The organism is Niameybacter sp. (genome assembly GCF_036655075.1).
GTDB lineage: Bacteria > Bacillota > Clostridia > Lachnospirales > Cellulosilyticaceae > Holtiella.
The window spans coordinates 1-22366 of record NZ_JAVVQU010000042.1; the positions used below are offsets into that span (position 1 = coordinate 1).

Annotated in this window: 18 protein-coding genes and 1 other annotated feature; of the genes, 11 read left to right on the forward strand and 7 right to left on the reverse strand. The window is 35.6% G+C overall.

The genetic code is table 11. From position 1 onward, the window contains the following. Positions 1-154: 154 nt before the first annotated feature. Positions 155-907 (forward strand): biotin operon repressor, encoded by a 753-nt coding sequence (locus RRY75_RS11160; RefSeq protein WP_332493416.1) that lies wholly within the window; start codon positions 155-157, stop codon positions 905-907. A gap of 261 nt (positions 908-1168) precedes the next feature. Here RRY75_RS11160 and RRY75_RS11165 read toward each other — a convergent pair whose 3' ends face one another. After that, complete coding sequence (locus RRY75_RS11165) at positions 1169-2377, reverse strand: FprA family A-type flavoprotein (RefSeq protein WP_332493417.1); 1209 nt, start codon at positions 2375-2377, stop codon at positions 1169-1171. 224 nt (positions 2378-2601) lie between these two features. On the opposite strand from RRY75_RS11165, the gene nifJ reads away from it, so the two are divergent. Further along, positions 2602-6189 carry a pyruvate:ferredoxin (flavodoxin) oxidoreductase gene (gene nifJ, locus RRY75_RS11170; protein ID WP_332493418.1) on the forward strand — a complete coding sequence of 1196 codons (3588 nt, stop codon included), beginning with the start codon at positions 2602-2604 and terminating at the stop codon, positions 6187-6189. 126 nt (positions 6190-6315) lie between these two features. Here the strand turns inward: nifJ and RRY75_RS11175 are convergent, their stop codons facing one another. Further along, positions 6316-6708: a metal-dependent transcriptional regulator gene (locus tag RRY75_RS11175; RefSeq protein WP_332493419.1), complete on the reverse strand. Its 393-nt coding sequence runs from the start codon at positions 6706-6708 to the stop codon at positions 6316-6318. 279 nt (positions 6709-6987) lie between these two features. Between RRY75_RS11175 and RRY75_RS11180 the strand changes: the two genes are divergently transcribed. From RRY75_RS11180 to RRY75_RS11190, 3 genes are all read left to right on the forward strand, one after another. Further along, positions 6988-7215: a FeoA family protein gene (locus RRY75_RS11180; protein ID WP_332493420.1), complete on the forward strand. Its 228-nt coding sequence runs from the start codon at positions 6988-6990 to the stop codon at positions 7213-7215. A 62-nt stretch (positions 7216-7277) separates the two neighbouring features. Continuing rightward, positions 7278-9302 carry a ferrous iron transport protein B gene (gene feoB / locus RRY75_RS11185; RefSeq protein WP_332493421.1) on the forward strand — a complete coding sequence of 675 codons (2025 nt, stop codon included), beginning with the start codon at positions 7278-7280 and terminating at the stop codon, positions 9300-9302. A gap of 70 nt (positions 9303-9372) precedes the next feature. Continuing rightward, positions 9373-9522 (forward strand): FeoB-associated Cys-rich membrane protein, encoded by a 150-nt coding sequence (locus tag RRY75_RS11190; RefSeq protein ID WP_332493422.1) that lies wholly within the window; start codon positions 9373-9375, stop codon positions 9520-9522. 51 nt (positions 9523-9573) lie between these two features. Here RRY75_RS11190 and RRY75_RS11195 read toward each other — a convergent pair whose 3' ends face one another. Both RRY75_RS11195 and RRY75_RS11200 read right to left on the reverse strand, forming a co-directional pair. Further along, positions 9574-10251: a peroxiredoxin gene (locus tag RRY75_RS11195; protein WP_332493423.1), complete on the reverse strand. Its 678-nt coding sequence runs from the start codon at positions 10249-10251 to the stop codon at positions 9574-9576. A 71-nt stretch (positions 10252-10322) separates the two neighbouring features. After that, the gene (locus RRY75_RS11200; RefSeq protein WP_332493424.1) at positions 10323-11234 is read right to left on the reverse strand and encodes a patatin-like phospholipase family protein; all 912 of its coding nucleotides are present in this window, start codon (positions 11232-11234) and stop codon (positions 10323-10325) included. Positions 11235-11366: 132 nt separating this feature from the next. On the opposite strand from RRY75_RS11200, the gene RRY75_RS11205 reads away from it, so the two are divergent. Further along, a complete protein-coding gene (locus RRY75_RS11205; protein ID WP_332528421.1) occupies positions 11367-12938 on the forward strand; it encodes a hypothetical protein in 1572 nt (523 codons plus the stop codon). 72 nt (positions 12939-13010) lie between these two features. Here RRY75_RS11205 and RRY75_RS11210 read toward each other — a convergent pair whose 3' ends face one another. Beyond that, the gene (locus tag RRY75_RS11210; RefSeq protein ID WP_332493426.1) at positions 13011-13733 is read right to left on the reverse strand and encodes a gamma-glutamyl-gamma-aminobutyrate hydrolase family protein; all 723 of its coding nucleotides are present in this window, start codon (positions 13731-13733) and stop codon (positions 13011-13013) included. A gap of 143 nt (positions 13734-13876) precedes the next feature. Next, complete coding sequence (gene adhE / locus RRY75_RS11215; RefSeq protein WP_332493427.1) at positions 13877-16489, reverse strand: bifunctional acetaldehyde-CoA/alcohol dehydrogenase; 2613 nt, start codon at positions 16487-16489, stop codon at positions 13877-13879. A 492-nt stretch (positions 16490-16981) separates the two neighbouring features. On the opposite strand from adhE, the gene RRY75_RS11220 reads away from it, so the two are divergent. The 4 genes from RRY75_RS11220 (at position 16982) to RRY75_RS11235 (ending at position 19872) form a co-directional block, all read left to right on the forward strand. After that, positions 16982-17122 carry a hypothetical protein gene (locus RRY75_RS11220; protein ID WP_332493428.1) on the forward strand — a complete coding sequence of 47 codons (141 nt, stop codon included), beginning with the start codon at positions 16982-16984 and terminating at the stop codon, positions 17120-17122. A 166-nt stretch (positions 17123-17288) separates the two neighbouring features. Further along, positions 17289-17491, forward strand: a binding site (T-box leader). Between the two features lie 68 nt (positions 17492-17559). After that, complete coding sequence (gene serS, locus RRY75_RS11225) at positions 17560-18834, forward strand: serine--tRNA ligase (RefSeq protein ID WP_332493429.1); 1275 nt, start codon at positions 17560-17562, stop codon at positions 18832-18834. Between the two features lie 296 nt (positions 18835-19130). Then, positions 19131-19487: a DUF2752 domain-containing protein gene (locus RRY75_RS11230; protein ID WP_332493430.1), complete on the forward strand. Its 357-nt coding sequence runs from the start codon at positions 19131-19133 to the stop codon at positions 19485-19487. 13 nt (positions 19488-19500) lie between these two features. Further along, the gene (locus tag RRY75_RS11235; RefSeq protein ID WP_332493431.1) at positions 19501-19872 is read left to right on the forward strand and encodes a TM2 domain-containing protein; all 372 of its coding nucleotides are present in this window, start codon (positions 19501-19503) and stop codon (positions 19870-19872) included. A gap of 45 nt (positions 19873-19917) precedes the next feature. Here the strand turns inward: RRY75_RS11235 and RRY75_RS11240 are convergent, their stop codons facing one another. Next, the gene (locus tag RRY75_RS11240; protein WP_332493432.1) at positions 19918-21186 is read right to left on the reverse strand and encodes a D-alanyl-D-alanine carboxypeptidase family protein; all 1269 of its coding nucleotides are present in this window, start codon (positions 21184-21186) and stop codon (positions 19918-19920) included. Positions 21187-21370: 184 nt separating this feature from the next. Here RRY75_RS11240 and RRY75_RS11245 point away from each other — a divergent pair, with 184 nt between their 5' ends. After that, complete coding sequence (locus RRY75_RS11245; RefSeq protein ID WP_332527668.1) at positions 21371-22009, forward strand: TetR/AcrR family transcriptional regulator; 639 nt, start codon at positions 21371-21373, stop codon at positions 22007-22009. The last annotated feature ends 357 nt before the right edge of the window (positions 22010-22366 follow it).

Consider the following 22366-nt stretch of genomic DNA (forward strand, 5'->3'; position numbering starts at 1 on the left):
GTAGAACACCAGCCTTCCAAGCTGGCCACGTGGGTTCGATTCCCATCACCCGCTTATTTAAAAGCCTTACTCAATTGAGTAAGGCTTTTTATATATATCAATGTATAGTTGTACATTGATAGCAAGTAAGCTATCAATAAAAGGAGGTAATAGAATGACTAAATTAAAACTCTTAGAATTATTAGAGAGCCATAAAGGTGAGTATTTATCAGGAGAAGCTATAGCACAGAGCTTAGGATTCTCGAGAGCAGCAATATGGAAGCATATTAATCTGCTAAGAGAAGAAGGTTATGATATTGAATCCACTAAGAAGAAGGGGTATACACTTAATGTGAATTCAGATATTCTTTCTAAAACAAAATTAAAGCAGTTCCTTAATGAAGATTTTCCTATAGACGAAATACAGCTCTACAAGACCATAGATTCAACGAATAAGGGTGTACTGATGTCTTACCTTATTGAAGAGAAGAATTGGGCTGTAGTGGCTAGTGAGGAGCAAGAAAAAGGACAGGCTAAGCAGCAGATGAGCTTTTATTCACCTCAAGGGAAGGGTGTTTATATGAGTGTAGGGATTAACTTAGGTTGTTCAATCGAACAGATTGAGACCATCATTAAACAAAATAGCGAAGCAGTAAAAGCTGTTCTTCTAGATACTGCACAAATTGAGGCTGAAGTAGGAGAAGATAATAATATATATTATCAAGGCAAAAAGTTGGGTGGCATCATGACCCAAATGATTGTTGAAGCAGAGAGTAAGATTGTAAAAGGTATGATTGTAGGAATAGGTATTTATGTGCATGGAGCAGATGAAAAACATATTGCTTTGACAGATATAACAGGTGCTTATTGTAATAGAAGTGAGCTTATTAGTAGGCTATTAAACAGCTTGTATAGCTATTATAGATAGGATAAGCGTGAACATATTATGTATAGAATATAAAAGGGATTGTAGCATACAAAATCTTGGATAAAAGCAGATAATAGCCCTAGGAGGGGCAATCTAGAAAACTATTTCAAGGTAATTTTCTAGATTGCTCCTCCTAGGGCCTATAAACATGTAGTATAAGATAACCTTTTTATTTTTGCGATTAATTTACTTATAATTATCTATAAAGTAGTCATAAATAGAAAATGCATTGGTTAAGCTATGAATAATATATAGTTTAATCTAAAGTACAGATTGAACAAAGTCAACACCATAGTTAAATGCTGCTTGAAGGTTATTTTCACTTGGATTAAATGCAATATTTAAGGGTTCAAGTGGCATAGGGAATTTAAGTTGATTAAAGCGGTCAGCGATATGTTTAGTGGCTTCCCCACTCCAGCCATATGAGCCAAAGCAACCGGCTTTAATACCCTTATGAATAACAGGATTTAATGAAGTTAGAAGTTTCCAAACAGGTGGAAGTGTATCTGCTAAAATAGTAGGGGAACCAATAAGAAGCCCCTTTGTAAGACTTGCTTCACTAAGTACTTCGTCAAAGTCAGCTGTTACTAAGTCATAAAGTAAAACATCACAGTTGGTACTTGTGCTTAAAATACCTTCTTGAATTGCTAAAGCAAGTTTTTCTGTGTACCCATAGGCAGAAACATAGGCAATTACAATACTAGGAGTAGGTCTTACAGTTGGCTTGCTCCATTCTTTGTAGAAATTGATATATTTAGTGATATGAGTGCGATCTAATATCATACCATGTCCAGGACAGATGAAGTCGATTTCTAAAGTTTCAATTTTAGCGAGGGCTTTAAGTACAAAAGGCTTAAATGGACCCATAATCATATCATAGTAATATTTGTAAGCTTTAATATAATCTTCCTCATGAGAAGGTTCAAGTTCAGTTTTAAAGATACGTTCATCACTATAATGTGCTCCAAATGAGTCGCAGGTTATAAGTGTACGGTCTTCTTCAATATACGAATACATAGAATCAGGCCAGTGTAGGCAAGGTGCTCCAATGAAGCGAATTGTTTTATCACCAAGCGAAAGTTTTTCACCATCTTTTACAGCGAAACTTTTGAAAGGTGCATTAATAATTTCTGCCATGTAGCGGATTGCCTGAGTTGTACCTACAACTGTAGCAAGAGGTGCAAGCTCTAGAAGACGTGCAACACTGCCTGCATGGTCTGGCTCTGTATGATTGACGATGATATAGTCAATTTGGGTTGGATCGATTACTGTTTTTAAGTTTTCTAAGTATGTATCAAAGAATTTGGCCTTTACCGTTTCAAATACAGCAGTTTTTTCACTTCCCTTTAAAACATAAGCATTATAGGTTGTACCAAATTCTGTCTCCATTACAATATCAAAAATTCTAAGATGAGGGTCACAGGCGCCAACCCAAGATAAAGCATTTGTAACATTAAGATGTTTAGCCATAACAAGACTCCTTTATAGTATTTGCTAGATAATAATTATTATAGTTGAAAATTTTAAGATGTCAAATATGAGAAAGTCACTTTTCAAACGAAAAAAATCTGCTATAATAAAAATTAGAGGATAATTATTATCCGTGATAAATAAATAATTATGAAGAATGTACTAAATTTTATACTATAATACATTATTTTAAAAGTAACAACAAATTCAAGGAGAGAATACACATGGCAAAAAAAATGATGACAATTGATGGTAATACAGCTGCGTCTTATGTAGCTTATGCATTTACAGATGTTGCAGCGATTTATCCTATCACACCATCTACAACAATGGCAGAAGTAGTCGATGAATGGGCAGCACAAGGGAAGAAAAATATCTTTGGGCAAAATGTAAGTGTAGTAGAAATGCAATCTGAAGCAGGTGCAGCAGGAACATTCCATGGCTCACTTCAAGCAGGAGCACTCACAACAACCTTTACAGCTTCACAAGGGTTACTTCTTATGATTCCTAATATGTATAAAGTAGCTGGAGAACTTCTTCCAGGGGTATTCCATGTAAGTGCTCGTGCATTAGCAGCACAAGCTTTATCAATTTTTGGTGACCATCAAGATGTTATGGCAGCTCGTCAAACAGGATGTGTAATGCTTGCATCTGGTTCTGTACAAGAAGTAGCAGATATTGCACCAGTGGCACATCTTGCAGCAATTAAAGGAAGATTACCTTTTATTCATTTCTTCGATGGATTCAGAACATCACATGAGATTCAAAAAGTAGAAGTATTAGATTACAGTGACTATGAAAGCTTAATTGATCAAGAAGCTTTAGCAAGTTTCAGAAGCAGAGCTCTTTCACCAAATCACCCTGTAACACGTGGTACAGCTCAAAACCCTGATATCTACTTCCAAACAAGAGAAGCTTCAAACAAATTCTACGACAACATTGTTGGTATAGTGGAAGATTACATGGCTCAAATCTCTACTTTAACAGGTAGAAAACATAGCTTATTCGATTACTATGGTGTAGAAAATGCTGAAAACGTAATTATTGCTATGGGTTCAGTAACAGAAGCACTTGAAGAAACTATTGACCATATGAATGCAAATGGTGGTAGCTTTGGTCTTGTAAAAATTCACTTATACAGACCATTCTCAGTAGAGCATTTCTTAAATGCAGTACCAACATCAGCTAAGAGAATCTGTGTACTTGACCGTACAAAAGAACCAGGTGCATTAGGCGAACCTCTTTACTTAGATGTACGTGGTGCATTCTATGATAGTAATAGAAGCCCAATGATTATTGGTGGACGCTATGGTCTTGGTTCAAAAGACGTAACACCAACAGACCTTAAGGCTGTATTTGACAACTTAGTAAGTACAGAACCTAAAAATAGATTTACAGTAGGTATCGTAGATGATGTTACAAATACATCATTAGTAGCACAAGATACACTTAGAATTGCTTCACCAGGTACAATTAGATGTAAATTCTGGGGACTTGGTTCAGATGGTACAGTAGGTGCTAACAAACAAGCAATCAAAATCATTGGTGAACACACTAATAAATATGTTCAAGCATACTTTGATTATGATTCTAAAAAATCTGGTGGTATTACAATGTCTCACTTAAGATTTGGTGATGAGCCTATCCGCGCGACATACCTTATCGATGAAGCAGATTACATTGCTTGTCATAAACAAGCATTTGTAAGCCAATACAATATCCTTAAAGGTCTTAAAAAAGGTGGAAACTTTGTTCTTAATACAGAGTGGGATTTAGCTGGACTTGAACAAAACCTACCAAATGATATGAAACAATTTATTGCGCAAAATGAAATTAACTTCTACACAGTAGATGGTACAAATATTGCAAAAGAAATTGGTCTTGGTTCACGTATTAATATGATCATGCAAGCAGCTTTCTTTAAACTTGCGAACATCATTAGTGAAAATGAGGCTATAGAGTACCTTAAAGCATCTATTAACAAAGCATATGGTAAAAAAGGTGAAAAAATCCTTTCTATGAACTATGAAGCAGTAGAAAAAGGTATGAATGCACTTAATAAAGTGGAAGTACCAGCTTCTTGGAAAACTGCAACAAATAATAAAGTAGAAGCAGCAGCAACACCTTGTGGCTGTGGAACATGTACATGTGGTGCTACTGCACAGGTAGAAGAAAAACCAGACTTCATTAAAAATATTGTTGAGCCAATCAACTCACAAGAAGGTAACAGCCTTCCAGTAAGTGCATTCAATGATTATGAAGATGGTACATTCCCAGCAGGTACAGCAGCCCATGAAAAACGTGGTATTGCAGTAGATATTCCAAGATGGGATACAGAAAAATGTATTCAATGTAACCAATGTGCATATGTATGTCCACATGCATGTATTAGACCAATCCTTGTAAATGCAGATGAAAAAGCAAATGCACCAGAAGGATTTGAATCTAAAAAAGCAATTGGTAAGGCATTCGAAGGCCTTGAATACAGAATTCAAGTAAGTGCACTTGACTGTACAGGATGTGGTAGCTGCGCACAAGTTTGTCCAGCTAAAGGTAAAGCCTTATTTATGGAGCCACTTGCAGAACAAGTAGAAAAAGAAGTAGCAAACTGGGATTATGCAGTTAAAGAAGTTTCTTACAAAGGTGACCTTGTAGAAGGTAAAACAGTTAAAGATAGTCAGTTTAAAACACCGCTTATAGAATTCTCAGGCGCATGTGCAGGTTGTGGTGAAACACCATATATTAAACTTGTAACACAACTCTTTGGTGAGCGTATGATGATTGCCAATGCAACAGGTTGTTCATCAATCTGGGGCGGTAGTGCACCATCTACACCATATACAACAAACCACGAAGGTAAAGGGCCATCATGGGCAAACTCACTCTTCGAAGATAATGCTGAATATGGTTATGGTATGTTCCTTGCAGTTAAACAAATGAGAAATAAACTTCAAGCGAACATGGAAACACTTGTAGCTATGGATATTCCAGCTGAATACAAAGAAGTATTCACAAACTGGTTAGAAAACAAAGAAAATGGTGAAGGTTCAAAAACAGCAAGTAAAGCTGTAAGCGAGCTTCTTACAAACTACACATTAACAGATGAAAAAGCAGTAGCACTCATTACAGAAATTGCTGAAAGAGAAGACTACTTAGTAAAACGTTCACAATGGATTCTTGGTGGTGACGGTTGGGCATATGATATCGGTTACGGTGGTCTTGACCATGTACTTGCATCAGGTGAGAACGTAAATGTCCTTGTATTTGATACAGAAATCTATTCTAATACAGGAGGTCAATCTTCTAAAGCAACACCAGTAGCAGCCATTGCAAAATTCGCAGCATCTGGTAAACGTGCTAAGAAAAAAGACTTAGGTAAAATGATGATGGCTTATGGCAATGTGTATGTAACACAAGTTGCTATGGGTTCAGATAAACCTCAAACAATTAAAGCAATTCTTGAAGCAGAGGCATATGATGGTCCATCTATCATCATTGCTTATGCACCATGTATTAGTCATGGTCTGAAAAAAGGTATGGGCTGTTCTATGGAAAACATGGCAGATGCAGTTAAAGCTGGATACTGGAATTTATACAGATATAACCCATTATTAGAAGATCAAGGCAAAAATCCATTCATATTAGACTCTAAAGAGCCAACAACAAGCTTTAGAGACTTCATTATGGATCAAGTACGCTATTCATCACTTGCAAAACAGTTCCCAGAACAAAGTGAAGAACTCTTTGTATTAGCAGAAAAACATGCTAAACAACGTTATGAAGGCTACAAAAAATTAGCAGAACAAGAATAATACCCCTCTCATATGATTAAAAAGGCTGTCACACGAAGTGGCAGCCTTTTTGTAATAGGTAGGTAGGGTGAATGAGAAGCATTCATACACAATAAAGGATGAATAAAGGAGGGAGTAAAAGTGAAGTTATACATCACTTTTACTCCCTCCTTTATAGAGGATAACAAATTCTTCGAGCTTCTCTATGGTTTCAGGACTCAATATATGTTCAATTTTACATGCATCTGATTCTGCAATTTGAGGGCTTAGACCAAGGACATGGGTTAAGAACTTCTTAATGAGCGTATGTCTGTAAATAATGTCTTTTGCTGTTTTACGCCCTAAGTCGGTGAGTCTAATATCTCCATAAGATTGTTGTGTAACCATGCCAGCGTCTTTTAAGTTATTAATAGCTTTATTAACACTTGGCCTAGATACGTTAAGTTTCTTAGCGATATCAATAGAACGTACAACACCATGAATTTGTTCTAGCTCTAATACAGTTTCAAGGTAATCTTCGCCAGATTGTCCGAGTATCATTATATCCCTCCTTTTTAAGTATAGCTTTACTTATTATAGCAAATAATTGAGTTAAATAAAAATAAAACTCTATATAATGAAAAAATATTGACAGTATGATAAAGTCGCGATACAATAATGTTAGCTAAGGTTAACATTGTTTGCTAATGTTAACATATGATGAGAGAAAAATCAAGCCTATAGCCCATGAGGTTGAAGCAAAAGAAGCTTGGGTATACATACAATATGAGAAATCTATCTAAGGGATAGAAAATAGTAGAATAATTTGGGAGGGATAGTATGAGTAATTTAAAAAAAGTACCTTGTGGTAAAAGTGCTATCGTTAGGAAAATAGATGTACAAGGCACACTTAAAAGACGTATTATGGATATGGGCATTACAAAAGGGGTAGAAGTAACAGTTAAAAAAGTTGCACCACTAGGCGACCCCATTGAAGTGTGTGTAAGAGGTTATTCATTGAGCTTACGTAAAGAAGATGCAAAAAATATATTCGTTGAGTTAATTTAACTCGATTTTTTTTAGAAAATAAGTTAGCCTAGACTAACAAATAGAAAAGGAGTTAGCGATATATGGGATATAGCATAGCGTTAGTAGGAAATCCTAACTGCGGGAAGACTACTGCATTTAATGCATTAACAGGTAGCAAGGCCTATGTAGGGAACTGGCCAGGTGTAACAGTTGAAAAAAAGGAAGGGAAATTAAGAAGCGTTAAGGAAGAGGCCACACTTATAGACTTACCAGGGATCTATTCTCTATCTCCTTATACACCAGAAGAAGTAGTAGCAAGAAATTATATTATTAAAGAACAACCTAGCTTAATTATTAATATTATAGATGCTTCAAACATTGAGCGTAACCTTTACTTAACACATCAATTGGTGGAGTTAGGCAGACCTACATTGATAGCTTTAAATATGATGGATATTGTAGAAAAGCGTGGAGAGCATATTGACATTAAAGCCTTAGAAAAACATTTTGGGGTAAGAGTTGTACCTATTTCAGCGGCTAAAAATAAGGGGTTAGAAGAACTGATTCGACTAGCTCTAGAGGTATGTAAACAAAAAGTAAAGATTGAGTCCAAAGCTTTACCTTTTGAGCCTGCAGTAGAAGTAGCAATCCAAGAAGTGATGCATATATTAGAAGCTCAAAATATAGAAAAAATCTATAATAGACGTTGGTTTGCTTTAAAGGTGCTAGAAAAAGACAATAAGATTCTTGAATTAGTACAACTATCTAGTGAACATCAACAAGTTATACAAAATTGTATAGATCAACTAGAAGCAGAGTATGAAGATGATATGGAAAGTCTTATCATTAATCAACGCTATGAGTATATTACAAAACACATTAATGAAATTGTTAAAAATAGAATGAGTCACAAAGTAACTTTATCAGATAAGATTGATAGAGTTATCACTAATAGAGTATTAGCAATTCCAATTTTCTTTGGGATTATGTGGCTTGTATACTTCTTATCTGTTCAAACAGTAGGAGATATGACTATTGGCTTTATGGAGGGCTTATTTGGTAGTATTGGTGACCAAGTAAGTATATTCCTAGAGGGAATGAGCGTATCACCTTGGATTCATGGATTAGTAGTAGATGGAATTATTAGTGGAGTAGGTGCTGTACTTGGATTTGTACCACAACTTATGATTTTATTCTTACTCATTGGGATTTTAGAAGACTGTGGCTATATGTCACGTGTTGCTTTTATCATGGATAAGGTATTTAGAAAGTTTGGGTTATCTGGAAAGTCATTTATTCCTATGGTTATTGGAACAGGTTGTTCTGTGCCAGGGATTATGGCATCTCGTACTATTGAAAGTGAAAGAGACCGTAAGATGACAATCATGCTAACACCATTTATTCCTTGTGGTGCTAAGCTGCCGGTATTTGCTCTTTTAGTAGGCGCATTCTTTCCCGAACATGTATGGGTAGCGCCTTCTATGTATGTATTAGGTATTCTAATGGTTATTTTATCAGGGCTTATCTTAAAACATACCTTATTTAAAGGAGAAGCAGCTCCATATATATTAGAATTACCAGAGTATCATGTACCTAACGTTAAGGGCGTATTGATGCAAATGTGGGACCGTTCTAAGTCTTTCATTATTAAAGCTGGTACTGTTATCTTCGTTGCATCAGGTTTAATTTGGTTCATGCAATCATTCAACTTTAGACTTGAAATGGTAGATACTGACCAAAGTATATTAGCATCTATTGGACATTTTATTGCTCCAATCTTTGCACCTCTTGGATTTGGTAATTGGCAAGCGTCTGTTGCTACAGTAACAGGGTTCTTAGCAAAAGAAGCTATTGTTGCTACATTTGGTATCTTACTTGGAGTAGGCGAGGTCACAGAGGCAGATCCAACGTTAATCACAAGTATGGGGACTTTATTTACACCACTTAGTGCATATGCTTTTATGGCATTTACATTACTTGCAGCACCATGTTTTGCAGCAATAGGTGCTATGAAAAGAGAGTTTGGAAATTGGAAATGGACACTTATAGCATTAGGATACCAAACGGGTTTAGCTTGGATTGTAGCATTCCTTATCTATCAAGTAGGTAGTCTATTTATTAAGTAAATCACACAATATAGGATAGATATAAAACAAGAGGTATACGAGTAAAAGTGTATAAAGGATGGTGAAAGAGATGGCAGATTCTATTATTATAGGAATTATCGTTGTATTAATGGCAGGAGCTAGCTACAAAATTTACAAAGATAAGAAGAATAACCCTTGTGGATGTGGATGCTCGGGCTGCAGTCAAAAAAGCTGCCCATCAAAACACAATCAACAATAAAAAGAAGCGGTATAGCAGAAGCTATACCGCTTTTAATATTTTAGGGGGAGTTTATTTTGACATAGGTGGTAATTTAAAATCAATATCTTTATAACAGAACCACCAATCAAAACAGGTATATTCACCTTCACGTTTTTCCGCAGTAGGAATATCAGTTGGTGGAGAGATGATGCCTTTGTTTCCGATCAATTCATTATTTGGCCAATTAGCAGGGAGGGCCACCTTGTTTGCATCGCCTACTTGTAAAGCGATAAGTGCACGAATAATTTCATTAATGTTCCGACCAATCTCAAGAGGGTAATATAAGATGAGTCTTATCATTGCAGTAGGGTCAATAAAAAATACTGCTCTTACAGTAGCTGTTTTACGAGTAGGTTGAATCATTCCAAGTTTGGAAGCTACAGTTCCAAGAGGATCAGCAATAATAGGAAATGGGATTTTTTGTTTTAGATTCTGTTCAATCCATTGTACCCATTTCATGTGAGGTTGAATTTGGTCCACTGAGAGACCTAACAAATCAGTATTAAGTGCTTGGAAAGTATCATAATTCTTAGCAAAAGATACAAATTCTGTTGTGCATACAGGTGTAAAGTCACCCGGATGGCTAAAAAGAATAAGCCATTTACCTTTGTAATCACTGGGAAGTTGTTTTATTCCATAAGTTGTTTGTACTGTCATATCTGGGAATTTATCTCCTATTAAGGGGAGAGTTCCCATAATTTCTGCCAATGTTATCACCTCCTATAGAATTATTTATATTCTAGATAGAAGTTGTATTATGAAAGAACAAGTTTAAAAAATTAATGAAGATAGTAACGCTCAATATAATGGAAAACTTCGGTTAGGTCAACTTCATCTGCAAACTGTTTTAAATAAGGTACTTTTTTATAATCATCAAGTTCAATAAATTGTTCAAGTGGTGGGTTAAGACGATAATAATTTGATTTAAGGAGTTCATAACTATAGCGATTTTCTATAGGGGTACTCGTATTGAGTAATACACTTAAGAAAGGTGCTTTAGATTCGGTGAAAGGATTAAAGGCCCATTGAAAGACTCCCCAGTTTTTTGTGCGACGTACAATACGTTCAGGATAAGAACCTGTACCTATAGATAGTAGCCTAAAATCAGATAAACTATAGGTATTTGGAAAAACGGAACGTACATAAATAATAGGTGCAGCAGTAGGTGAATTCATAAAGACACCACCATCAATAAAGTTATTGACGGAAGGGAAGTATGTAGGTGCTGCACTACTAGATAGGGCGACGTCAATGACTTTTTCAGAAATAGTAGGATTGTTAATTAGGTTAGTAAAGAAAACGCCTTGAAAACCTTTACAAGTATATCCTTTCACATTGAATGCAGGTACAAAAACATATTTGGGTAGAGAGGCAAGTGAAAGATTTTTTGGGAAGACACTTTCAAGGGATTCAAGTAAGTGAATGTTGCGGTATTTAGGAACAAACCAATTTGGACGCTTAGGTGAAAAAATATATTTTGTTTTGTCATAACTATAGAAATCATCTATCTCAGCAATAGGACGGTTGTAGGCAAGTCCTAGTGCAATAATAGAACCGGTAGAGGTACCTGCAAACATGTGTGTTTGATTAAGAAGTGTAGGGAATTTTTGTACAATACGTTGCAAAAGTCTTGTGGAGAGTGCACCCCTTATGCCTCCACCATCAAAGGCAATGATACGGAAGATGGGCATAATAGCTCCTCCTTTAAATATATATCATGATTATTTTATGTGAAGACATAAAGAAGTAGACCCTAAAATATCATATATAGGATGAAGCAGACATAAAATATTATGATATTAAATGGTTAGGGAGCTAAAGAAATGAAATATTACTTAGATAATGTATTAAAAGGATTTAAGTGTCATACTGCCTATGTAGAATTAGATGGTAAGATGAGGCAGACACCAAATTTTGTTGTTGTAGATATTGACCAAGATGCTATGCCTGAACTTCTTTTTACCTATATGTATAAGGGTGACAAATATATAGGTATTTTAAAGAGAAGAGATATGAAATGGTATCTTGTGAATACTATGCCAGAAGGTGAATATAAATCTATTGGATTAGGAAATTTAGTAAATACAGTAGAAGAAGGAAAGGTTACACCAAAAGATATAGGAAAGGCCATTAGCTTAGAGGAACTATTAGGCCATAATACCCAACCTTTTGTAGGTTTTATTAATGATGTAGCGTATCATGGAGTAGTCATACAGCCAACTGCAACGAACATAGGGAGTAATCAGCTAGCATCTGATGATATAGACCTCATAAACTTAACACTCCAGCAGTTTCAAAGTATTGCTAATAAGAAATTACCACCAGTAGAGAAGGTGAATACACCAACAGCACAGCAAGCATTAGGGCAAAACCTTGTTACACCTATCATGAATGTAGAGGAAACAGATGTTGTTGTAAATGGTGCAGTGCCAAAACATCCTTCTTCAAATTCTAGTATAGATAATATGTTCAACTCAGATGATATAGATCTTAATAAATTAACGCTCCAAGAGTTTCAAGATATTGAGAAACAAAAGTTACCACCAGTAGAAAATGTGAAGACTCCGGCAGCACAGCAAGCACTAGGACAAAATTTAGTTACACCTATTATGAACGAGCAGGAAACAGATGCTGTCGTAAATGGAGCAGTGCCACAGCCGTTAACGCCCAATCCTATTATAGATAACGAGCTAGAAGATAAAGAGGTTATTAATTTTACTCAAGCAGATGTAACAGGTGATGGCATGTTAGATAGCATTTATTTAGTAGGAAAGCGTAAGGTTGGAGATCCTACAAGATATATTGAAAACATGGGACTAAGAGTCAAGACAAGAGGGAAAACATTAGCAGTAGATTTTCCATATGGTAATGGATATAGTCCTATTCTGTTTGTAGGTGACTTAACAACAGATGGAATACCAGAAGTACTGGTAAATATTTTCTCAAATGCAACAGGAGGGTATATTACAAGTTATATCTATAGTTTTCAAAATGAAGTGATACAATTATTGTTTGACTCTAAGGTCTTTAATGAGCAGTATACTGGTAAAGTAACCTTTTTAAATAATTATAGGGCTAGGGTAACAACAGATAGACCGCCATGGCAGTATACAATTGATATAAGTGATAGAGATTCAAGTTATTTATCTACAATTTATGATGAAAATGGAAATTTAAGACGAGCTACAGAAGGAACATTACTAGGACTGACTTCACTTAATCCTATAGATTATGATGTGAATGGAGAATTTAACTTAGCCAGTGTACAGCGTGTTATAGGGATTTCTAATTTAGATACATTAGGATTGGTTGAAACTTATTTGGCGTGGAGAAATGCAACAAATCGCTTTGAGCCTTTTATGCAATATTTATCTGTTTTAGGAAATTCTCTTTAAAACAAGAGAAAGGGTCGCCATAGAGGCGACCCTTTTAGTATAATTAAGGTAAGTAAAGATTAGGAAAGTATACTATCTTTGACATACACCAATAAATTCTTTGAACAGAGGGAGCATACTGCCTGATACGGTAAGCATGATCTCGGGATGCCATTGTACACCCATACCAAAAGGATGCTTTAGCACTTCGATACCTTCAATAGCCAAGTCCTTAGTCCAAGCAGTAGCAATGATATCTTGACCAAGCTTATGTACAACTTGATGGTGGAAAGAGTTAGTAGCAAAAGTAGCACCTAGAAGTGTATTAAGTATAGAGTTTGTTTCGGTGGTAACAGTATGAGTAACATCTGCTCGAGGAGCTTGTTGCTGATGTTGAAGCAGGAGGTGGGGAGATTCTGAGAGATCTTGATAGACATTTCCACCTTTAGCTGCATTTAAGATTTGCATACCACGGCAGATACCAAGAATTGGTTTCTGTTCTTCAAGAGTAAGTTTGGCAAGAGAGAGATGATGGGTATCTACTAAGTGATTTGTTTCACCTAGATACTTATTAGGTTGTTCCCCATAAAGTAGAGGATTTAAATCATCACCCCCAGCGAGAAGAATCCCATCACATAAATTAAGTTGAGTATGTATATCTGACATATGGGTAGTGGGAGGAAGCAAGATAGGCATACCACCTGATTTAAAAATAGCAACTTCATAATCTTGATTATTGTTGGTAGAGTAGCGCCCACTGTGAGCGTTGGAACGATAGAGCAGATTGGTAGTAATACCAATGATAGGTTTGTGCATGATAAAATCTCCTTTTTAGATAAATGAAATACTATATCTTATGCAAGGCATCATATAGTTTATCCATATAATGGATAAACAAAAGAGGCACGATCTACCCAATCGTGCCTCTTTCTAATTTAGAGGAAATTTATTTAAGGAAACTATTTACCAAAGTAAGCTTTTTTATAAAGCTCTTGTAATTCTATAACTTTTGGTAAACGTGGGTTAGCTGTTGTACATTGATCTTCGAATGCTTTGTAAGAAAGATCTTCTACCGCTGCCATGTATGTTTTTTCTTCAATACCACAGTCTTTGATAGTCATTGGAATATTGAGTTCTTTCATAAGGTCACGGATTGCTTTAACTAAAGATTGTACACCTTCTTCTGGAGTAGAAGCTTTAAGTCCAAGTGCTTTGGCAATTTCAGCAAATTTCTCTGGAGCAATATATTTTTCATATTTAGGGAAGATAGCAAACTTACTTGGTGTTGTTTCACCATTGTACTCAATAACATGAGGAAGTAAGATAGCATTCGCACGACCGTGAGGAATGTGGAACTCTGCGCCTAATTTATGAGCCATTGAGTGGTTAATACCAAGGAATGCATTTGTAAATGCCATACCAGCGATACATGATGCATTATGCATTTTCTCACGAGCTAAAGGATCTTTTGCACCCAATTTGTATGAGCGTGGTAAGTATTCAAATACTAATTGAATAGCTTTAATTGCAAGTGCATCTGTGTAGTCTGATGCAAGGATAGATACATAAGATTCGATAGCATGTGTTAATACGTCAAGACCTGTATCTGCTGTTACAGAAGCTGGAACTGTCATAACAAACTCAGGGTCGATGATTGCTACATCTGGAGTTAGTTCGTAGTCAGCAAGAGGGTATTTCATATTTTTAGATCTATCAGAGATAACTGCGAATGATGTTACTTCTGAACCTGTACCTGATGTTGTTGGAATAGCTACGAATTTAGAGGTGTTACCCATTGTAGGGAACTTGTAAACACGTTTTCTAATATCTAAGAATTTTTGAGCCATACCTTCGAAGTCAGCTTCTGGGTGTTCGTAGAATAACCACATAGCTTTACCAGCATCCATTGCAGAACCACCACCAAGTGCGATGATTACGTCTGGTTTGAATGAACGCATCATTTCAGCGCCTTTTCTTACTGTTACTAAGTCTGGATCAGGCTCTACATCACTGAAAATTTCTATTGATACTTTATTTTGGTTCTTATTTAATTGATATACTAATTTATCTACATAGCCTAATTGAACCATCATTGGATCAGTTACGATCATTGCACGAGAGATTTCAGGCATTTTTGAAAGGTAAGCGATAGAACCTTGTTCGAAGTAGATTTTTTCTGGAATTTTAAACCATTGCATATTCACGCGTCTCTTAGCCACCCTTTTCTTATTGATTAAGTTTGATGCAGTAACGTTTGATGTTGTTGAGTTACGTCCGTATGAACCACAGCCAAGTGTAAGAGATGGCATATTTGTATTGTAGATATCACCAATTGCACCATGTGTAGAAGGTGAGTTTACAATGATACGACCTGTTTTAAGTCTATCAGCGAAAGCGTTGATTGTTGATTGATCTGTTGAATGGACAACTGATGAGTGACCAAGACCACCAAGTTCAACCATTTGTGCTGATTTTTCAATACCATCAGCTGCATCTTTAGCTTTAAGTACAGCAAGTACTGGAGAAAGTTTTTCTCTTGAAAGTGGGTACTGAGCACCAACACCTTCGATTTCACAACAAAGTATTTTTGTTTCCTTTGGAATTGTTACACCAGCAAGGGCAGCAATTTCATATGGGTATTTACCTACAATATCTGGATTAACCATGTGTTTTTCAGGATTGATAACAACAGGTTCGATTTTTTTGATTTCTTCTTTTGTAGCAAAGTAGCAACCATGTTTTTTCATGTAAGCAATAGCTTTATCATAAACAGGGGCTTCAATGATAGCAGCTTGTTCAGATGCACAAATCATACCATTATCAAATGATTTTGAAAGGATAAGGTCTGTAAGAGATCTTTCAAGGTTAGCTGTTTTGTCAATGAAAGCAGGAACGTTACCAGGTCCTACACCAAGTGCTGGTTTACCAGCTGAGTATGCAGAACGAACCATTCCAGAACCACCAGTAGCAAGGATCATAGCTACACCTGTATGATTCATAAGTGCTGAAGTTGCTTCGATTGATGGATACTCAACCCATTGGATACAGTTTTCAGGAGCACCGGCAGCGATAGCAGCATCTCTTACTGTTTTAGCAGCTTCAACCGAACATTTTTGAGCTGATGGGTGGAAACCAAAGATGATTGGATTTCTTGTTTTCATTGCAATGATTGATTTGAACATTGTTGTAGAAGTTGGATTTGTAACAGGTGTAACCCCAGCAATGACACCGATTGGTTCTGCTACTTCCATGTAACCTTCATCATCATTATCTTCAATAACACCAACAGTTTTGTCATGCTTAATACTGTGATAAATGTATTCTGTTGCGAAAATGTTTTTTGTAACTTTATCTTCGAATATTCCACGGCCTGTTTCTTCAACTGCCATTTTTGCAAGTTTCATTTGAGCTGCAAGACCAGCAAGAGCCATAGCTTTTGTAATTTCATCTACTTGTTCTTGATTAAGGTTCATAAATTGTTCAAGCGCTATATTCGCTTTTTTTACGAGTTCGTCTACCATTACATTTGCATCAACAATTGGTGCTTTTTGTTCTTTTTTATTTTCTGACATGATTAAAGCCTCCTTAGGATGTGTTCTATATTTTTAAGTGATTATTAACTTGAAATAAGTTGCCTAGCTAGGGACAAAGGTATACTTTTAACTAGGCAAGTTGGTTATAATTTTAACAATTGATGTTAAAAAAATTAGCTTAATCTGGTAAAGATTAAGTTTTTGATTAAGAAATAATGCTGTTTACTCTTAAATAATAACATGAGTTAAGAAGAGTGTCAATAAAAAGTGTTAAAAATATAACGAAAAAGATTTTTAAGGAAAAATATGCTAGTAGATAGAATAATGATAGTTGTATAGATATGAAACTTAATTTTTTGTGAGTATGGATATAACATGAAAGTAGGGAAAAATTTCTGTGTTAACTATAACTGTACGATTCTTGATGTAAATACAGTTACTATTAGAGATAATGTAATGTTTGCGCCTAATGTATAAGTCTATACAGCTACATATCCAGTAGAAGCTAGCCTAAGAGTAAGTGGTGTAGAGATGAGATGCCCTATTGTAATAGGAGCGGGAAGTGTTATAACAAAAGATATACCAGATTATGTAGTTGCAGTAGGCAATCCTTGTAGAGGAAGTTTAGGGCAAAAAAATAACCTAGATTTCGGGGGAGGAAATCTAGGTTGAGGGGGGATTTAGCGATGTACCTCACACTTGGTACATTGGTAGTATAGACAAATTAAAAAGGTTATATACATACGAATTGAAAAAAGTTATAAAGCATTATAAGGTCTTGCATTTTTAAAATGAATATCATATAATGAAACAAATATCAAGATTTTGATACCATAATTAAACAATGTTGATGAGAGAAAAGCTTTAGAACATGTTTTGCAGAGAGCTAGTGGGTGGTGTGAACTAGTAAGCAGGCTTTAGCGTTCCGCTTTCTGAGTTGCTGACGATGAGTCAGGAGGGAATTGCCCTTTATAGCAATGAGAGGTCAACCTATAGGTTGATGAATAAAGGTGGTACCACGAGTATGCAATCGTCCTTTTATCTTATAAGAAGATAAAAGGACGTTTTTTATTTTTAATTTATTTAAATAATTTGAAGAGGTGAAAGATATGTTAGATATTAAAAGATTACGTAGTGATTTTGATGAGGTAAAAGCAGCATTAGGCAAAAGAAGCGGTAACTATGATTTAGAAGGATTCTTAGCATTAGATACTAAAAGACGTGAACTTCTTGCAGAAGTAGAAGTACTTAAAAACAAACAAAACGTTGTGTCTAAACAAGTACCAATGATGAAAAAAGAAGGCAGAGATGTAACAGCAGTACTTGCTGAAATGAAAGAATTATCAGATGAAATTAAAGGGATTGACCAACAAGTTAAAGAAGTAGATGAAACACTTATGAACATCCTTCTTACACTTCCAAACACACCAAACCCACAAGTGCCAGTAGGTGTAAGTGATGAAGAAAACATTGAGCTTAGAAGAATTGGTGATGTAAGAACATTTGATTTTGAAATCAAACCACATTGGGATCTTGGCGAAGACTTAGACATCCTTGATTTTGAAAAAGGTGCAAAAGTAACAGGTGCACGTTTCACATTCTACAAAGGATTAGGTGCTAGACTTGAGCGTGCAATCATGAACTTTATGTTAGATATGCATGTAGACAAACATGGCTATACAGAAGTGTTCCCTCCATTTATGGTAAACCGTGCAAGTATGACAGGTACAGGCCAACTTCCAAAATTTGAAGAAGATGCGTTCAAAGTACAAGGGACAGATTACTTCTTAGTACCAACTGCAGAAGTCCCAGTAACTAACATGTACAGAGATCAAATCTTAGATGGAAAAGACCTTACAATTAAACATTGTGCTTACACAGCATGTTTTAGAGCAGAAGCTGGTTCAGCAGGTCGTGATACAAGAGGGATCATCCGTCAACATCAATTCAATAAAGTTGAAATGGTCAAGTTTGCTAGACCAGAGAACTCATACCAAGAGCTTGAAAGTCTTACAAATGATGCAGAAGCTATCTTACAAACATTAGGTCTTCCATACCGAGTTGTAAGACTTTGTACAGGAGATTTAGGATTTAGTTCAGCAATGACATATGACATTGAAGTTTGGATGCCAAGCTACGGTCGCTATGTAGAAATCTCAAGCTGTTCTAACTTTGAAGACTTCCAAGCTAGACGTGCAAATATTAAATTTAAAGATAATATTAAAGATAAAGCACAATTCATTCATACATTAAATGGTAGTGGTCTTGCAGTAGGTCGTACAACAGCTGCAATCCTTGAAAACTTCCAACAAGAAGATGGTTCTATTGTTATTCCAGAAGCACTTCGTCCATACATGGGTGGAATTGAACGCATTACAAAATAGATTGATTTAAAAGGCTGTTGTAAGAGCATATGCTCTTACAACAGCCTTTTAAATAATATAGAACTTAAATGTACTATTAAGTACAGACTGAACTGGACATAGGGTGAAGGCTTGCTAGGCTGTTGAATGGGGAGATTAAGATTGGATTCTTAACGATTGACTTAATAAAGATTAAGAATACTTAATGTTTGATTAGTCTAAAAACAATTGAAAGTTATCTGTATATATAATACAATAAAAGAAGGAAAAAAAGTATGGGTACAGTAGGGGTATAAAGTGTAGGTGAAATTCATGTAATGAAAAAGTTAACAGGCTATAAGATCATAGTAGGCACTAGTTTTATTGTACTAGGAATCCTGATGATAAAAGGTGTAGGGCTATTAAGTTCGAATCAGACTACTTGCATTTTTGATATATTAGGGGGTAGATGCCTAGGCTGTAATATACGTGCTGCACTTTATGCACTGAGTAAAGGGGAATGGAAAAAGGCATTTTATCTTAACCCTTTAGTATATCCATGGATACTATTAGGTGTAAGTCTAATAGTCAGTGAAATATATACAATCATAAGACGACTAAGTGATAAACAATATAAGAAAGAAAGTTTGCTAGATTGGATTGTAAGAAAAATGTTTAAAGGTGTAACCTTTTAGAGGAGGAGACAAAATGAATTGCCCAAATTGTGGAGCAGAGGTAAGAGATATTGATCGTTTTTGTGGAAGATGTGGGGCAGAAATAGCAAAAGGGAGTCAAGAAGCAGGTCAACAACAGGGGACTTACCAACAAACTTCTTATCAACAATCCTATCCACCAGTGGATACACGCAAGTCTAAATTGGTGGCGGGTATTTTACAACTTGTACTAGGGTGGGCAGGTGTAGGCCGTTTCTACTTAGGCTATAACTCTATTGCTATTGCACAGATTTTAGTAACCTTATTTACTTGCGGTATTGGTGCAATCTGGCCATTTATCGATTCTATCTTAATTCTAGCAGGTCAGGTGCCTGTAGATGCAGATGGTGTACCCCTTAAAGATTGATGATAAAAGGACGTATAGGCTGTGTAGCCTATACGTCCTTTTCGTTTAATGAGTAATTACCCTATCGGTGAGTATGCTATGACCGATGAATTGAGTAAGGTAAGCATACTCTTCTAGGGTGAGTGAAGCTGTTTTTTCTGGAGATTGTATAAAGTTGATACCTTCTTGAATGTGTGAAGGACTTAAGTTAAGAAGAACGCCTAGAGATTTAAAGAGCTTAGCACTTTCTGTACGAGAAAGCGGGTGGTTCAGCTGGTAAGAAAATGTAGAAGTAGGGACAAGGTAATCAGCCAGGAGAGGTTTTAAAGGATAAGGAAACATATGCTCAACCATTTGTAGCCAGTCCATTCCTGTAGCGGCATCCATATAACTTTTGGCAGAAGGAGTAATCCACTTATTACTTAAAGCATGATTAATATATGGGTGGCCCCAATCAGAATAAGATATATTTTTGACGCCTACATTATGTTGGGCATCTGATAAAAATTCAAAGTTTTGAGCACCATATTCGAAAAGGGTGTTAATGTCTTCAAAATAAGTAGGGTATCCAGACTTCATAACTACGGCAACAAGTTCTAAATCACCATACTGTGCCTTAGCAACAAGTGTACGCCCCGCAGGGGTATGATAGCCTGTTTTAGCAGCTAAGACTTGCTTGTTGTAGTAAGGAGAACTAGGATTAAAAAATTGAGCTGTATGTTTAAGTGGAAGTACAGTACCAGTATTAAGAATATTAAAGTTATAAGTAGGTGTGCCTGATATTTGAGCTAAAGTGGGATTATCAAATGCAGCGGAAGTAATTAAAGCAAGGTCATAAGGTGTTGTATAGTGATTAGGATCATGGTAACCATGAGGGTTGACAAAGTGGGAGGCATTAGCACCTAGACTTTTTGCTTTAGCATTCATTTTATCTGCAAAGGCATTGATACTGCTAGCATTGAAAATGGACATATCATAAGAAACAAAGTTATCTGAGCCCATCAAGATAGCATGAAGCCCATCAGTATAGGAGTAGCTATCTCCTACCTTTAAACCAATATGACTACTATCGGAAGGTACATTAATCAAGCTATCTTGAGATTTAGTGATAGTAGCTCCTTCTTGCATATCTTCTACTAGAAGTAGTGATGTAAGTACCTTTGTCGTACTGGCTGGGTAGAAGGTAGAGTGAATATTCTTTCGGTATAAGACAGTTTGTGTATGAGGTTCTATGAGAATAGCTCCTTCTGCTTGAACAGAGGGCGAAGGTGTAGCATAGGTTAATGGTGTGCAAACAAATGCACAAATTAAAAGAATAAGATTTCGTTTTTTCATGTAGGTTAGATCCTTATATTTTTAGTTATAATATAGCAATATTTAGTGCCAAAATCTAGTTTTATTTATACTTAAAAAGGTTATTAATGGCATAAAAAATATTATCATAAAAATGAATATAATATTTAAAATGGACCATACTTTAAAGGAATAGCTTAGTAAGGGAATTGAAAGGAGATTTATTATGTATGAATCATTAGAAAGTTTTCCGTTAAGGAAGATTAACTTTGTTAAAACAAGAACTACTATTTTAAAAGCAGTTAGCCACTTACTTAAGGAGAAAGATTTTTCTTCTATCACAGTAGATGAAATTTGTAGTCGTGCACAAATTTCAAGAGGAACTTTTTTTAACTACTTCTCAACAAAGGACCATGTATTTCATTATTTCTTAAGAATCTTCACCATTCGTATTGCATTACGCATTAAACAATGGCCAGAAGAATTAAGTTTTGAGGAAAAGATTAGAGAAATCTATAAATGGTTTAATGAGGAGACGCAGTATAGCCGCTTTGTAGATAGTTATATTAACTTCTTACTTACGGTAGGAGAAGAAAACAATGAGATGAAGCTGATTGATGCTGAATTTGTATATTTCTTCAGTGGCATTGAAGAAGAGGAATATACCCACTATAATGGGCTTACTTTAAATACATTGTTCCAGGAGATTTGTAAGAAGGCTCAAGGAGTTAAAGAAATAGGTCTTAGTGATCAGCCTAAAGAACTTGCAAATCTATTTGCAGGTGTGCTTGTAGCAAGTTATATTACAGATAAAACGAATGGTGATATTGACCATTTAACAATTTTTGATAAGATTTGGAAATAGACGAAGGTCTATGAAACTAGCATGAAATTTCTAGTTTCATAGACCTTTTTTCGACTAGGTAGATAGGTGCAGTATCAACTTCGTTTGGTGTAGAAGCACAAAGGCAAAGAACTAATGTTTTCTTAAGATTCATATTATAGACTCCTGTATGATACATAGTAAAATGACTATTACGTATTTTACTATAGTTTGAGATATTGTGCTACAATTAATTCCTATCAGGTAAAAAATGTAAGTTGTGAAAATCTTTAAATTATGACATAATAGAAAATTGATTACAACATGTATAAAGGTGGGAAATATGAAAAGAGATAGACAATATTTTGTACAACTGATTAAGGACTTATGGATTGCATC